The 15,363-nt window shown below is 41.9% G+C and carries 11 protein-coding genes; 4 read left to right on the top strand and 7 right to left on the bottom strand.

What is annotated here, in order from left to right; genetic code table 11:
• Positions 1–60: 60 nt before the first annotated feature.
• Positions 61–1,113: a zinc-dependent alcohol dehydrogenase gene (locus GO816_RS08470; protein WP_157541195.1), complete on the bottom strand. Its 1,053-nt coding sequence runs from the start codon at positions 1,111–1,113 to the stop codon at positions 61–63.
• Between the two features lie 316 nt (positions 1,114–1,429).
• Here GO816_RS08470 and GO816_RS08475 point away from each other — a divergent pair, with 316 nt between their 5' ends.
• Positions 1,430–3,643: a hypothetical protein gene (locus GO816_RS08475; protein ID WP_157541198.1), complete on the top strand. Its 2,214-nt coding sequence runs from the start codon at positions 1,430–1,432 to the stop codon at positions 3,641–3,643.
• A gap of 31 nt (positions 3,644–3,674) precedes the next feature.
• On the opposite strand, the gene GO816_RS08480 is transcribed toward GO816_RS08475, so the two are convergent.
• The 3 genes from GO816_RS08480 to GO816_RS08490 are packed head-to-tail and all read right to left on the bottom strand — an operon-like array spanning position 3,675 to position 9,423.
• Positions 3,675–4,739: a LamG domain-containing protein gene (locus GO816_RS08480; RefSeq protein ID WP_157541201.1), complete on the bottom strand. Its 1,065-nt coding sequence runs from the start codon at positions 4,737–4,739 to the stop codon at positions 3,675–3,677.
• A 15-nt stretch (positions 4,740–4,754) separates the two neighbouring features.
• Entirely contained in the window at positions 4,755–6,215 is a 1,461-nt protein-coding gene (locus GO816_RS08485; protein WP_198171458.1) for a RagB/SusD family nutrient uptake outer membrane protein, read from the bottom strand.
• Positions 6,216–6,219: 4 nt separating this feature from the next.
• Positions 6,220–9,423, bottom strand: a complete 3,204-nt coding sequence (locus tag GO816_RS08490; protein WP_157541206.1) for a SusC/RagA family TonB-linked outer membrane protein — start codon at positions 9,421–9,423, stop codon at positions 6,220–6,222.
• A gap of 814 nt (positions 9,424–10,237) precedes the next feature.
• On the opposite strand from GO816_RS08490, the gene cls reads away from it, so the two are divergent.
• Positions 10,238–11,695 carry a cardiolipin synthase gene (cls, locus tag GO816_RS08495; RefSeq protein WP_157541209.1) on the top strand — a complete coding sequence of 486 codons (1,458 nt, stop codon included), beginning with the start codon at positions 10,238–10,240 and terminating at the stop codon, positions 11,693–11,695.
• Positions 11,696–11,698: 3 nt separating this feature from the next.
• Here the strand turns inward: cls and GO816_RS08500 are convergent, their stop codons facing one another.
• The 3 genes from GO816_RS08500 to GO816_RS08510 are packed head-to-tail and all read right to left on the bottom strand — an operon-like array spanning position 11,699 to position 13,350.
• Positions 11,699–12,289 carry a hypothetical protein gene (locus GO816_RS08500; RefSeq protein ID WP_157541211.1) on the bottom strand — a complete coding sequence of 197 codons (591 nt, stop codon included), beginning with the start codon at positions 12,287–12,289 and terminating at the stop codon, positions 11,699–11,701.
• Positions 12,276–12,773, bottom strand: a complete 498-nt coding sequence (locus GO816_RS08505) for an RNA polymerase sigma factor (RefSeq protein WP_317163611.1) — start codon at positions 12,771–12,773, stop codon at positions 12,276–12,278. Before GO816_RS08505 ends, GO816_RS08500 begins: the two co-directional genes overlap by 14 nt.
• Positions 12,774–12,825: 52 nt before the next feature.
• Entirely contained in the window at positions 12,826–13,350 is a 525-nt protein-coding gene (locus GO816_RS08510) for a hypothetical protein (RefSeq protein WP_157541214.1), read from the bottom strand.
• Positions 13,351–13,413: 63 nt separating this feature from the next.
• Here GO816_RS08510 and GO816_RS08515 point away from each other — a divergent pair, with 63 nt between their 5' ends.
• Together GO816_RS08515 and GO816_RS08520 are read left to right on the top strand one after the other, a co-directional pair.
• On the top strand, positions 13,414–14,787 hold the full coding sequence (locus GO816_RS08515; RefSeq protein WP_157541217.1) for a dicarboxylate/amino acid:cation symporter: 1,374 nt from the start codon (positions 13,414–13,416) through the stop codon (positions 14,785–14,787).
• Between the two features lie 65 nt (positions 14,788–14,852).
• Positions 14,853–15,347, top strand: a complete 495-nt coding sequence (locus tag GO816_RS08520; RefSeq protein ID WP_157541219.1) for a hypothetical protein — start codon at positions 14,853–14,855, stop codon at positions 15,345–15,347.
• Positions 15,348–15,363: the final 16 nt, after the last annotated feature.

Genomic DNA, 15,363 nt, shown 5'->3' on the forward strand with positions numbered 1-15,363 from the left:
TTTTGCGCAAAGTTAACAAAGTAGCCGAAACTTGCTTACCCTGGTTTTATGCGGTACTGCTCAAATTTTGAGGGCTACGAAAACCGCTCCGGTCTGAGTCTTGTTTTGCGCAGTTTTAAAAGCTTCGTTTATGTTTTCCAGATCATACGTGTGGGTAATAAGCTTTTTTGCATTTAACTTACCTTTAGCTACCAGGTCAAGGCACATTTTCATTTCGGAATGAATGCCCCAAAAGGAGTAGCTGGCACTGGGAATTAGCTTTATTTCGGCCATTTGAATATGCTGCCACTCAAGCGGTATGGTTGTTACGCCAGCGTCAAACCCACCAACAATTACAACTTTACCGCCAACACGCGTGCAAGAAATTGCCTGGGGCAGCGTTACAGGCATTGATGGCCCTCCGGCGCACTCAAATGCAATATCAACGCCTTTATTGTTTGTAAAATCTAATACGCGTTGCTTCACATCTTCCTTTTCACTATTGATTACAAGATCGGCGCCTAACTCTCTGGCAACTTGCAAAGATGATTCAACAACATCACTTATAATCACATCAGCACCGCTGAGTTTAGCCAGCTGTAACTGGCCTAAGCCAATAGGACCGGCTCCGGTAATTAAAACCGTATCATTCAACTTTATACCACTAAGTTGTATGGCATGTAAGCAAACAGAAAATGTATCAAGTACGGTAGCCTCTTCAAAACTGACATGATCGGGCAGTAAATGAAATTTTTCTGCCGGGCCGGTGAGGTATTGCGCAAACGACCTTGATACGGTTTTCATACGTACATTGTACAGGTTAGGACAAAGGTTGTATTGCTGCACCCTGCACCAATCACATGTACCATCACCAAGTACGGTTTCAATAACTACACGGTCACCGGGTTTTACGTTTTTAACGTTACTTCCAACTTCAACAACTTCGCCAGCAACTTCATGGCCCATTATTTCATGCACCAGTTCGGGCTCCTCTTTCTTCCAATGCCTCAGGTCTGTTCCGCATATGCCCGACATACGTATACGCGCCAGCACCCAATCAGGATGAGGAATCTCAGGGCGGTCAACTTCTTCTACATTAAAATCACCTTGCTCGGTTTTGAGCGCAGCAGTCATTTTGCACATACTTATATAATTAAAGTTATGAGATAATTTATGGCCGTAAAAGATGGGCAATGTAAGCGGCAGCAGCATTTTTAAAAACGTTTAGTAGCACATTAAGTTTTTACAAATTACTTAATAGTTAAAATTGTATTTAAAAGCATTTTAGAGTTTTTTGTAAAACTTAAAGTTGTGTGCCATTGTTATCCTCCGTACTTGCTGATGTCAGCAACAGTTCTTGTTGCCATACGTTCCGAAAAACCCATTTCATACATGCTTTAAGTTAATGAAGCTGAATCAATGTCTAACAATTTAAATTGTCACACTTAAAATGTCTAACCAAAGTTCAATATGGGCTGTAGCTGCTGCTAATGAAATTGCCCATTCCAAGGAAGAAGTTCTGTATGAACGCACAATTGAAGATTTCGGATTTAAGTTACAAAATCATGGTAACTCCTTATGGATTGTTGTAACAAATAACAGCGGAATCAGAATTGGTTTCCGTACAGCATTTTCGGTAACTGATTTCACCGGAGTTGATATAGATACGGACAATGACAACACCCTGAAAATTAATTGTAGTGCTGTATCTGGTGACTATATTATCGAAGTTGAATGGCCAAGTGCAGACGAAACCATATTGCATTACAAAGTTGAATTTAAACCCGCTGAAGACATTGTTGTGCCTTTTTGGCCAAGGGATATTGTTATAACGGGCAAAAACGGAAGTATAAGTGACACAGAAGGTGATGTGTATATTTCGCAAACCGGAACCCGGTCTGGCCTCGTATATGCAGGGGTGACCAAGCCTGAGGGCCTTTCATTTTTATACCTTCAAAACTTAACATCACTTGGCGCCTATAACATCGATACGGAAACTTCGGCAGGCAATGTAGTAGGAGGGCAATGGCCAGAGTTGGGTTTAAGCCTGCCCCCCGCAACCGAGAAACCTATGAAGGCACAACAGGTTTATACCCTGTCTGATGCCTATGTTTGTTTTTCTGATAAAACACCCAATGATCAGTTTGAGGTTGCCAAAGGCTTTATGAACTCGCTGGCGCAACTATACCTGCTGCTGCCACGACCAGATACCGAGTATCACAATTATCTTGACATACTAAATAGCGCCCTGCATGATTTGCAAACTAACAAGGGTTGCTGGTCGCACCGTAGCGGGCATCCATATTTGAATGCTTATGTATCAGATTATAATACTCCACCCGAAATAATGGTACAACTGGCGGTATTGCTTCCGGTTACGGAGTACATCAAATGGAGTGAACGTGACTGTTCAATCGAGCAAGATATTAAGCAAGGCCTGCCATCATTTTATAATGACGAATTAAAAACGGTGATGCGTTGGTTGCCTACCGAAGAGCACATGCTTGATGAATCTGAAGAGCAAAAGGTACCTATGGTAATGGACTCCTGGTATCTCCATCATCCGCTGCTTAACCTTGCCCGCCTTGCTTCTGAAGGTGATGAGGAGGCTAAGGATTTGTTGCTTAAATCGGTAGACTTTGCTATAAAAGTGGCTCATCATTTTAAATACGAGTGGCCTGTGTTCTACCGTATGGACACGCTTGAAACGGTTAAGGAAGAAGCAAAGCCGGGTGAAGGCGGCGAAAAAGACGTAGCCGGGCTTTATGCACACGTAATGCTACAGGTATGGGAAATAACGGGTGACAAAAAATACTTTCAGGAAGCAGAGAACGCTGCCAAAACAATGACCCGCTATGGCTTTGACATTTTTTACCAGGCTAATAACACCATGTTTGCAGCTAAGGCCATGGTTTTATTATACAGAGAAACCAAAAAGGAACTCTATCTAAACCTGAGTTATTTATTTTTGGCTAACATATTCAAAAATGTAGCACTTTGGGAATGTACATACGGTTATGGTAAGCACTTCCCAAGCTTTTTTGAGTTGTTTCCGCTAAGCGATGCACCTTACACGGCTGTATACGAAGAGCAGGAGGCTTATGCAGGTGTGCATGAGTATTTGAGTTATGCCAATGGAGTGGATGTTCTTCCATCGGTGAAATTGTTGTTGGCTGAGTTTGTACGGTATATAGTGAACAGAGCCATATATTACTACCCACCAATGTTACCAAAAGAAATGTTAGCGGATGAGGTGAAGACAGGGGAGCTCGATCCAAATTTGTGGATAGCTTTAGAGGACATTCATGACGGATGGGAGAAGTCGGGAAGTGTTGGACAAGAGGTTTACGGAGCGGGTTTGGCTTTTGGTATAATACCACGGCAGTACACAAGGTTACCAAATCAGCACTTTATGGTGTTTATTGATTATCCTGTTGCAGAAAAGAAGATTTCAAAAAATAAAGTAGCGTTTAAGGTTTTAGGCAGCAGTGTACTTAGTTGCAGGCTGTGCATTGTTCATGATGGCGACGAACCTTTGCCTGTATTCAAAATTGAAAGTGTTAGCAACGGACAAAAAAGCGTAGTAGAGTGCTTAAAAAGCAGTAAAAAACGTTTGGAGTACGTTGTAAACGGGGAAAGCGATATTGTAATAAAGTGGAGCTAAACACAATTTCCATAAACAACGAAAAGCCGGATTAATCCGGCTTTTCGTTGTTATAAATGCGTCCAACTTCATCGGCGCTAAGTACCTTGTTATAGTAGCGTATATCGTCTAGCGAGCCCTTAAAAAACGAGCCTCCATAAAAGTAATTTGGGTTGCTACTATCTGTAAAGTTAAACTTGTCTTTAGGTAACTGCTGACCAATAGCCAAATTTATAGGAGATGTAAGCTTAGCCAATGTACCTAAAAGGCTTTCGGTTTTTGATTGAACGCCATCAACATAAAAGGTTATTGCACCGTTGCCAAAGGTTACCACAGCATGGTGCCATTGCCCTACGGTCATCTTACCCGGATTGCTGTCGCGGTCATAAGTAGCTGTAGTAGCTTTCATGGTCAGGAACAGAAAGTTATCGGTCTGTAACTGAAATTTGAAACCATTCCACCGGTTTAGCGATACCATATAGTTGTCACCAAAGGTTTCTTTAGGATTTACCCACAAGCTTATGCTCATTACCTCAGGGTTAAGGCTGGCAGTATAAGGTACCTCTATGTAAGCACCATTACTAAATTCGTATGCGTTGCCGGTTTGGCCAAACCTATCGGTTGTCAGTACGGGTAGCGTACCGCCATCAACAGGGCTTTTTTCGGTTCCAATGATCCCGCTTTTTAAAATTCCATCGTGCTTGTTAGGCGTTGCATCTAATGTGTTGCCGGCAAACAGCCATTTAGCTATCAGGTTTTCGGCGGCTACTTCGGCAATTGCCCGCTGGCTAAATGCGCTAACGGCACGCCTCAAGCTGGAGAAGGCGCTATTTACTTCCTGTTGAGTGTATTCGCCGGTATTTACTGTATGGGCCATGTCAATGGCCTTTTTTAATTCTGTGCGCGCCTGTTTAGGGTACTGACCAACATCACGGCCCTCCGGTGCGTTCGAATATACGGCATTAACCGAATCTGTGAGCCTTTTAAGCTCAGCTTTATTAGAGTTAACATCGCGTTCGTTATCATCCTTACTACACCCCGACAATACAACAACAGTTGTAGCAAGGCCAATAGCGAAGGAAGTAAGCGTATTTGATCTGTTTATTTGAAAAATCATAAGCCTGTTCAATTCTTAGTTTATTGCCGGATTAGTGTTGCGTTCATTTTGCGGAATAGGGAAGAACCTATTAGTAGTGTAATTAAAGTTAGGTGCGCTTGGTTTTAAAGCAGCTTCCGCATACCCTTGCCCGTAACGCATCACATCAAAAAAGCGCTGAAACTCTAAGGCCAATTCGCTGCGTCGTTCGCGTTGAATAAGTGTGCGCAATTGCGCTTGATTTGTAATTGTAATATTAGCAAGCAAACCTGCGGGTGCAGTACCACTATAGTTTTTGCGTGCTCGTTCGCGTACTTTGTTCAACGGTACCAGTGCTGCCGAACTTTGATTTTGTTCATTCAAGGCTTCAGCTTTCACCAATAAAATATCTGCCAAGCGGATAGCTTCGTAATTAAGCGCCCCATCGTTTTTAGTTGTTGTTGGAACTTCACTTAAAGGCTGAATATGCTTTTTTGACAAATATCCTGTTGTTGACCATGCCGGTTTAAACTCTGAATCATAGTAAGGTTTTCCGGTACGTGCAATGGTCATATCTAGCCGCGGGTCGTTTGCCTCAAAATTATCAACCAGGTTTTGGGTAGGGTAAAATACACCTGCACCATTCAAATCGCGCGGCGCAAACCAGTAGTTTAAGCTGTTACCTTGTAAAGGCTGGGCGTTACGTATATGCCACACCGAAAATATAACCTCATTATTATTTTTAGCCGATGCGTTAAAGTTGTCCATAAAGTTATCGGTAAGCGCATAGCCTAAAGCTTCAACCTGATTGGCATAATTTACCGCTTCGGTATATTTTTTTTGAAATAAAGATGCTTTTGCCAAAAGGGAAAGCGCTGCTCCTTTTGTAGCGCGGCCTGCATCATTAGTGGCGGTCCATTTTTCAGGTAGCGCTGCTGCGGCCTCGGTTAGGTCTTTCTCAATTTGAGTGTAAACCTGAGCCTGTGTACTGGCCGGCATGGCCGCATTTTGTTGCGTGGTAACGTTTAAGCGCAAAGGTATGTTGCCGTAAAAGTTGGTAAGGTTAAAGTAATAGTAAGCCCGTAGAAACTTCGCTTCGCCCAATAGTAGTTTACGTACCTCGGCCGAAGTGCCTGTATTTTCGGCAGCTAAACCGTCCGTTACAATGTTACAGCGGCCAATGCCATCATAATAGCGCGCCCATAGTGCCTGTACTGCGGCATTTGCAGGTAAAATGTTGTAAAGGTCAACACTGGTATAATCAGCTTGTTCGCCGGCGTTACCGCCTATAACAACGTCATCAGTTGCTACATCGCCCAACACCCAAAGCGGGTTGGCAGCAGCATCGCTAAAGGTTAAAGGTATATAAGCGGCATTAATGGCGGTGCGGGCGGTGGCATCGTTAGCAAAAAGGTCTTCGTTAGAATAATAACCTAAAGCTGGCTCATCCAAAAACTTTTTACAGCTCGTAGAAGCCATTAACCCAAGTATTACAGGTAAAATGTATCTTTTTTTCATGAGATTAAAAGTTAACGTTAACACCAACGGTATAAGTTCGGGCCGAAGGGTAGGTACCCCAGTCAATACCCACTGCACGCACGCCATCACCTGCCGAGTTGCTGTTGGTATAGAGCTCAGGGTCGAGGCCGGTGTATTTAGTAAACGTCAATAAGTTTTGCGCGCTTACGTAAACCCGTAACGACGACATTTTAAGCTTAGACATCATAGCGCTGCCAAAGTTGTAACCTAGCTGTACGTTTTTTAAACGCAGGTACGATCCATCTTCGAGGAAGCGTGTAGACGGGCGTTTGTTATTGGTTGATGATGCCGATTCCCAGGTTAAACGCGGAAACTCATTGGTGTTGCCGGCACCGGTCCAGCTGCCGGTTGCTACCCGTTCGGTAACGTTAAATGCACGGTAAAAGCCCTCAATATCAGTGCGGGCCTGATTGTAAAGTTTATTGCCATGTGCTCCCTGGAAAAATAAGCTTAAATCAAAATTCTTGAAACTTACATTGCCCGTAAAGCCATAAGTAAGATTTGGGATTGGACTACCTGCAAACACGCGGTCACGCTCATCAATAACGTTATCGCCGTTGGTATCTTTATACTTTACGTCCCCCGGTTTAATTCCTGCCCCTTGGTAAGCATGAGTGAAAATATCCAGTTCGTTTTGAAAAATGCCGTCCATTGGCAGTAAATAAAACGCACCAATGGCCTGGCCAACGTTGGTCAATGTTGCGTAGTATTCATTATCAACACGTCCTCCAACAATTGGTGACCCAGCCAGAGAAATGACTTTGTTGTTCAGCGTGGCCAAATTGCCTGATAAATCTATCTTCCAATCCTTTGATAGTTGTTTTCGGTAAGACACCTCCAGCTCAAAACCTTTGTTTTGAACTTTACCGGCATTTACAAACGGACTTGCACCAGAGCCTCCACTTGGCGGCAGCGGATTAGAGAACAGTATGTCGGTATTGTTGCGAATGAAGTATTCGGCGGTAACTTGAAGGTCGTTGTTCAGGAAAGCGGCATCAATACCAAAGTTGCTTTGTGTGCTTCTTTCCCAGGTAATGTTGCTGTTACCACGTGAGGTGAGTGAATTGCCTATTACTGATGTACCTCCAAAAGGGTAGAATCCCACCAGGGAGTTTAATGAAGTATAGGCATAATTGCTGATTTCCTGGTTACCGGTTTGGCCAATGCCCGCGCGTAATTTCAGTAACGAAAGCCATTTAATATCTTTCATAAAGCTTTCCTGATCTAAACGCCAGCCAACCGAACCGGAGTAGAAGTTGCCATAACGATTGTTAGGGTTAAGACGTGAAGAGCCATCCCTACGAACGGTGAAGCTGGCCAGGTATTTATCAGCAAAGCCATAATCAACACGGCCAAACAACGAGAATAACGCCCAGCGCGATTCATTTTCGCCGTTTTGCTGCACGCCTATACCGTTATCAAGATATTGGAAGTCGGGGTCTTGGTTAGGAAATATAGATCTTGAAGCCGATAAACCGTTAGTGCGGCTTTTAATGGCCTCGCTGCCTGCCAGTATGGTGACGTTGTGTTTGGCAACATCAAATTTATAGGTTAGGGTGTTGGTCCAGTTATAATCAAACTGGTTGGCATTTGAACGTGCTAAACTACCGGGCGAATTAATAGCCCTGTCAGATCCCCAAATTTTAAAGAACTGCTTAAAATCTGTAATTACAAGGTTGCCGCCAAATGACGTACGCGCCTTTAAGCCTTTAATTATATTGGCTTCGGCAAAAACATTACCAATTAAACCATAAGCATTAAAGTTGCGGTCAAAGTTATCGGCATAGCCTACAGGGTTTAATCCATCGCCAAAAAAAGCAGGATTTTCGGGCAGGTCAACATAGTCGCCGTTAGCTTTATAAACCGGTGTAGCAGGTGTACGGAATAAGGCGTAACGCAGCACACTGGCTCCTTGGTTACCTGCGCCAAAACCGTCACCCGATGTACCTACTTGTTTGGTTTTTGAATATGATAGGTTGATGTTGGTTCCTACCGTGAATATTTTTGACAGGTTACTGTTGATACCTGTGCGCAGGTTTAATCTGTCGTAAGCGCTATTTTTAATAAGGCCGTCCTGCTTAAAGTAGTTTGCCGATACAATGTAGCTGCTATTTTCGCTGCCACCATTTATAGACAGGTTGGTGTTGTTGATAATGGCAGGTTTTAAAATTTCTTTTTGCCAGTTAACATCTGGTAGGCCTGATGTTAATGATGCCGGAATTTGCGCACGACCATCAGCCTGAGCCGCTGCATTGTATGCTGATACGTATTGCTGCGTGTTAGCCATCTTTATTAAATTGCCGTGGGTTTGCACGCCGGTATACTGCTGTATGCTGAAACGTGGCGGTCCCTGGCGACCTTTTTTTGTGGTAACCACTACTACACCATTAGAGGCCCGGGCGCCGTAAATGGAAGCTGCCGATGCATCTTTGAGTACATTTATACTCTCAATATCGGCCGTGGCAATTTGATTTATTCCTGTGGTAGATGGAACACCATCAATTACATAAAGCGGATTGTTATTATTGATTGTACCCACACCGCGTATACGTACGGCAATGCCCTCGCCGGGTGCACCTGTAGCTTGGGTAACGGCTACGCCGGCCGCTTTACCTTGCAATATCTGGTCGACACCGCCAACAGGGAGGTTTTCAATATCGGCAGAGGTAACTACCGAAACGGCTCCGGTAAGGTCGCGTTTGTTTTGCGTTGAATAGCCATTAACAATTACCTGATTAAGCGTACGATTTTGAGGCTGAAGGGTAATATTAAGTTGATTTTTGCCTGTAGCGCGTGCCGACTGGGTGTTGTAGCCTACGAAGGCAAATTGTATGGTACTGTTTGGATTTGCATTAATGCTAAATTGGCCATCGGCCCCGGTTGTAGCACCGGCATTGCTGCCATTTACGCGCACGGCAACACCGGGCAGGGGCTGTCCTTTTTCATCTTTTACAATTCCGGAAATGGTTTGTTTTTTGGTAGTGTCTTGTCTGGTAGCAGCAGGACTGGATGGTGGTGTGGGCGTTTGATTAGCTGGTGATACGGTTACAGGCGGGGGTTTTACAGTGGTGTCATTAGGTGGGGGCTTGGGCTTTGTTACCGTATCAGGTATTTGCTGTGCATATGCACCTGCCACATTTAGTACAAGTGTTGTGCACAAAAAAAGTTTAGTACTAAAAAACTTCATAGGTGTTAAGTTGATAGATTGAGTGCCATCTGCTATAAAGTTTATTTTGCTTAAAAGTTTTTACTTTTTTCAGAAAGATTAATTTTTGCCTGAATGTCAGTGTATTAAATTGTACTTTTTTAATACCCGTCTTCACTCTATGTAGTAAAAACATAAATGCAGTCTAAGGTGCTGCAACGGGCTATTTTCGTTATAAACCCGTGATAGACTTTACAACAATGGCTTTTAAAGAAAAAAAATTAAAAAATATTTTATTTGGAAGGATTTGCCATTTCACTTAATGATGGCGCTCGTTGGCGACGATAATTGCTGTTTACGAAGTGAGTTAATCACCACGCGTAGGTTAATCATAACGAAAATGATAATAATTGTCCCGAAAAACTCGTTTTGATAACTGAACGGCGCATCATTTTTGAGGATTTCAAAAATGCTTTGTAACTCGGTTGATTTTTGAAATTCACTAAGAGATTAGTTGGTTCAAAATATTATTTTGTTATAAATCTATTTTATACGCTAAATGTTAGTTATATGGTGTTAAGTATTTGTTAAATTTTGTTTACAATGCAACTTTATGCGTATTATCGCATCATATTATAAACGCAATCCCCTAAATATATTACTAAAATACTGCTTCACGTTCTTTGTTTGAGTTAATAATAATAGTTTCAAAAAGAGCACCGCCCTTGAAGCAGCGGTGTTTTTTTCTAAGCAAGGTGTCTGCGTTTTGAAATATTGATTAAACATACTCGTTGTTATCCGGTTTGTGTTTAAGTTTGGCGGCGTGGAGCGTAATCTCCCAAAGTTTATATAAAACATGCACCCCAGCTGGATAACTCTAACCGAAATACTTTACATATTAGGCGTAACTGCAGTTTGCGTTCGCATCATTTACGACACGCGGTCGTCATCCAAAACTCTTGCTTATCTTCTGCTTACTATTGTACTGCCCATAGTGGGGGCAATCATCTACTTTTCTGTTGGTTTAAATTATCGTAAGCGCAAGCTTTACGACAAGAAAATAGTAAAGGACGCGCAACTTCAACTCGAGATACAGGATCGGATTACGCTGGCGTTTGAAAAACGGCTTCAAAACGCATCACCAGAGTTAAAGCAATTTGAGAGGCTTGCCCAACTATCACTCACTCACAGCTGGAGCCCCTTAACCGGTGGAAATAAGGTAAAATTGCTTATTAATGGCGAAGAAAAATTCAAAGATGTTTTACATGCCTTAAAGCAGGCCAAACATCATATTCATATTGAGTATTATATTTTTGAAGACGGCAACATTGGTGAGCAAATAAAAGAAGTACTCATTGAAAAAGCACGTCAGGGAGTAGAGGTCCGTTTTATTTATGATGATTTTGGCAGCAGGTCTATCCGTAGCAGCCTGGTTGATGAGCTTAAGCAGGCGGGCGTAGAGGCTTATCCCTTTTACAGGATATTATTTTTAGCGCTTGCAAACCGTCTAAATTACCGCAACCATCGCAAAATAATTGTTATTGATGGTCATACAGCTTTTACCGGTGGTATAAATGTAAGCGACAGGTACATAAACCCACCCGGAAACACAGATAAATTATATTGGCGCGATACTCATTTAAGAATAGATGGCCCTGGATCGTACTTTTTACAGTATTTGTTTATTGGCGACTGGAATTTTTGTTCGGATAAGTATCTGGAACCTAATCCCGGTTATTTTAATTTAAATGCCGAAGCGGGTAACGATGTTACTGTGCAGGTGGTTGGAAGTGGGCCCGATTCGGAATTTTCAACCATATTGCTTTCTTTATTGAGCGCCATAAGCCAGGCAAAGAGTAAGATATGCATTACTACGCCTTATTTCATACCCGGCGATAGCCTGATTGACGCATTAACCATGGCGGTACTGAGCGGCGTTGAAGTGACGCTGTTAGTGCCTCATCGCTCAGATAGTTTGTTTGTTGATTATGCTGCCAAGTCTTATTATGATGACCTGTTGGACGCCGGCGTTAAAATTTATCAATACACCAAAGGATTTATACATGCTAAAACCATGGTGGTTGATGGCAAGCTATGTATTGTAGGTACAGCAAATATGGATTACCGTAGCTTCGACCTAAACTTTGAAGTAAACACTATAATTTATGACGAAACCACTGCCAGGCAACTGGAAGACGTATTTAAAGCCGACCTTAAAAACTCAGTACAAATTGACGCAGCTGTATGGGAGCAACGCCCATGGTATAAGCATTTACCCGAGAGATTAGCGAGATTATTATCGCCGTTGTTATAGTATTTATTCAAACTGGCCTTCTAAACGTTCAAGGCGTTCAATTAAATAACTTACCCGTTTCTGCTCGCGCTTTATAAATTTATCTTTTAAGTAAAATGTGGTAAACAAAATTGTAGCACCACAAAAGGTGTAATATAATACCTTGAAAAATAAGGGTTTATTTGCAAATACCTCAACTGTGTATAACGATACGCCAACACATATCATTAAAGCAAAAGCGTAGTAAAAGCGTCCGTTTAAGTAGGCGCGCCGTTGTTGATATTCTTTTAAGCTGTTTAAATAAGCCGCTGGGTTGAGCGTTACATCATGCCGCGTTATGGTACGGTAATCGCCAATTTGCAGCACCAGGTATGAAATCATACCAAACAACATTACAAACAGGCCTATGTAACTTAACCTGTTTTCAAAAATAGCGAACAACGTCAATCCGCCCGTAAAAATGATAGCAACTGTTATGGCAATAATTCCATAAAGCACGCCAATGCCCAGTTTATTAACTCCACGTTTAACCTGTTTCAGCACATCATCCACCGAAAGCCTGGGTTGCTTTGGTTGTTCTTGCCAAACCGATAGCAGGTGTTCAAAGTCTTTCATATTGATTATATAAATCGGTTAGCTTCTGTTTAATACGATGAATTTTAACCCTTAAATTGCCTTCAGATATACCCGATATATCTGCAATTTCCGGGTAAGGCAATTCATCAAGCACCATTGTAATAATAATTCTTTCTGATTCTTCAAGCTTTGCTATACACTTATACAGCAAGGCAACCTGTTCATTTTTTTCTGATAATTCTTCCCTATGGGTTTCGGCAAATTGCGGAGTCAGTTCTTCCTTAGCTTGTCTTTTTTCTGAACGTAGGTAAGTTAAACAAGTGTTTACCGCAATCCGGTAAATCCACGTTGAAATCATGGCCGTGTTACGAAACTTATTAAGGTTTTGCCAAACCTTTACAAAAGTTTCCTGTAGCAGGTCATGAGCCGCATCCTCGTCGCCGGTATAACCGTAGCACAAGCGGAATATCTTTTTTGAATTTGACTCGAATATCTGCCTGAAAGCAGCATCTTTATCTGCCACTGATTAGTTGATTTTTAGTTTATATGTGTTAGAGAGCTAAACATAGCAATTGTTACAGATAATCCTGCTTATTAATCCAGGCATATTGCGCATCAGCTTGTGATGCCGTACTTTCAAGTTCATTTTTATAATCGTATTGCAAATCTTCGTGAAGGCCGCTTATTAGTTTTGCTGTCTTCTCAAGCTGGCGGTGTAGCAGTAATTTTAAGGGCTTGTATGAAATCTTTTTTTCTACCTTGCTTATATATAGTTTGCAAAAGTGTAGTAGTAGTTCAATTTCGGCGGGCTTTGATGCCATAAATTTTGCATGCTTGGTAACCAAGCGCAGAACTTTGCGCATACCCTTGGCCTGGTAAAAATAATGGCTGTTCATTTGAAGAAAGAGATCATCCATTTCCTCTTTTACGCCGTCGATATAACCCGACTCATTGTGCGCTTCGAAAAGTAAGAAGGATAATAACTCCTTATTTTCCTTCTTGTATTTAGTTAGCCTGAGGCATAAATCAGTCAGTTGGCTGCTGTTTAAATGCTGCAGTTCCTTTTTTATGAATTGTAAATTATAAGTGATGATACCCATGGTAACACTTTAAATTTTAGCAAAATATTAAATTATCGTAGTTTTATCCCTTCAAATTGTTTCATGAAGCAGAGCAAACTTACCCTTTTTATTTTTTTAGCGCTTGTTTTGGGCGTTGTTACCGGTTATTTATACAATGTTAATGTTATTAATGAGTATAATGACAAGATAATTGCCTCCGAAACCCGCATCAAGGCTATTGACACAAGAGTTGTGCAGCTTAAAGATACTACCGTTGCTGAATTTGGTACGCTGAAAGCCGAACGTGCAGCCATGGTTAAGGAGCGTAAGGATGCCGACACAACCCGCGAAGATAAATTAGTTGGCTTCAGCATATTAAGCGACATCTTTTTAAGGTTAATAAAAATGATTGTAGCGCCGCTGGTGTTTACAACCTTAGTAGTAGGCGTAGCAAAAGTAGGCGACATTGGCGCCGTAGGCCGTATAGGCGGTAAGACCATGTTATGGTTTTTAAGTGCCACGCTGGTATCGTTGCTTTTAGGTATGTTGCTGGTTAACTTTTTCCGCCCCGGCGAAACCATGCACCTGTCATTACCGGACAGTCATTTAAGCACAGGAATTCAAAAAACAGCTTTATCACTGCGTGATTTTATAAGCCACGTTGTACCAAAAAGCTTTGTTGAAGCTATGGCTAATAACGAAATATTACAGATTGTTGTTTTTGCCTTGTTTTTTGGCGTGGCTACCGGCGCAATAGGTGAAAAAGGCGAGGTAGTTATTAAAGCAATGGACGCCATTGCTCATGTAATTTTAAAAATTACCGGCTATGTAATGTACGTAGCTCCATTGGCAGTTTTTGGTGCAATAACAGCTGTAATAGCACGGCAGGGTTTAGGCATATTATCAACCTATGCCATCTTTATAGGTGAGTTTTATTTTTCGCTTATAGTGCTGTGGCTGGTAATTTTGCTGGCAGGTATTGTGGTGTTAGGTAAACGCGCGCTCACTTTACTTAACCGTATCAAAGATGCTATGCTGGTTGCGTTCAGCACATCAACAAGTGAAGCAGCTTACCCGCGCATTTTAATGGAATTGGAACGCTTTGGTTGCAACAATAAAATTGTAAGCTTTGTGCTTCCGCTGGGCTATTCCTTCAACCTTGATGGCTCAATGATGTACATGACCTTTGCATCATTGTTTTTAGCACAATCATACGGTATACATTTGGCCTTTGGCCAGCAGTTATCCATGCTATTGGTATTAATGTTAACCAGTAAGGGTATTGCCGGTGTTCCGCGTGCTTCACTGGTAGTAATTGCAGGTACTATAGCAATGTTTAACATACCCGAAGCCGGATTGGCTTTGCTTATAGGTATTGATCCGCTGCTGGATATGGGCCGTTCGGCTACTAACGTTTTAGGAAACGCTATGGCTACAGCTGTAGTAAGCAAATGGGAGGGAGAGCTTAAGAATTAATTTCGGATTCAGATGTCGCATCCGCTTTATACCTTTGCACCCCGAAAACTCACGTAATACATTCCATGACAGACAAAACACGAAAGATATTTTTTGGCATCACTATAGTTGTTCCAATTCTTTTATACTGTGGTTACTACTACGGTATGATGGTTAAAAATGCACCGTATAGATTTACCGATTTTCAGTACTTTAGGTTAGAGTACGGCTTAAATGATAGCCTTGTTAACAAATACAACTCTAAAACAGGTAATTACCAGTATGAAACTACAGGCGGGCATGTTAAACAACTAAACATGAAACTAAGCAAAGACAACTTGCTTTACCTGCACCGTAAAGCTGCCGATTTGGGCTTTTGGAATTTTCCTGAACAGGAGAAAGGTGACAGCAAAAAGCCGGCACCAAAGTATTTGATTGAATTTGTTTACAAAGAGAAAAGCAAGAAAGTATATTTTGATCAGAACTATGACGGCGACCCATCATTGAAAGATGCCAACATGCGCCTGATTAAAGAAATCCAGAAAGTACTTGACGAAAGGGAAGAGAATTTAGTCAAATAAATAAGCACTTTAAATT

It is taken from the genome of Mucilaginibacter aquatilis, from assembly GCF_009755275.1.
Lineage (GTDB): Bacteria > Bacteroidota > Bacteroidia > Sphingobacteriales > Sphingobacteriaceae > Mucilaginibacter > Mucilaginibacter aquatilis.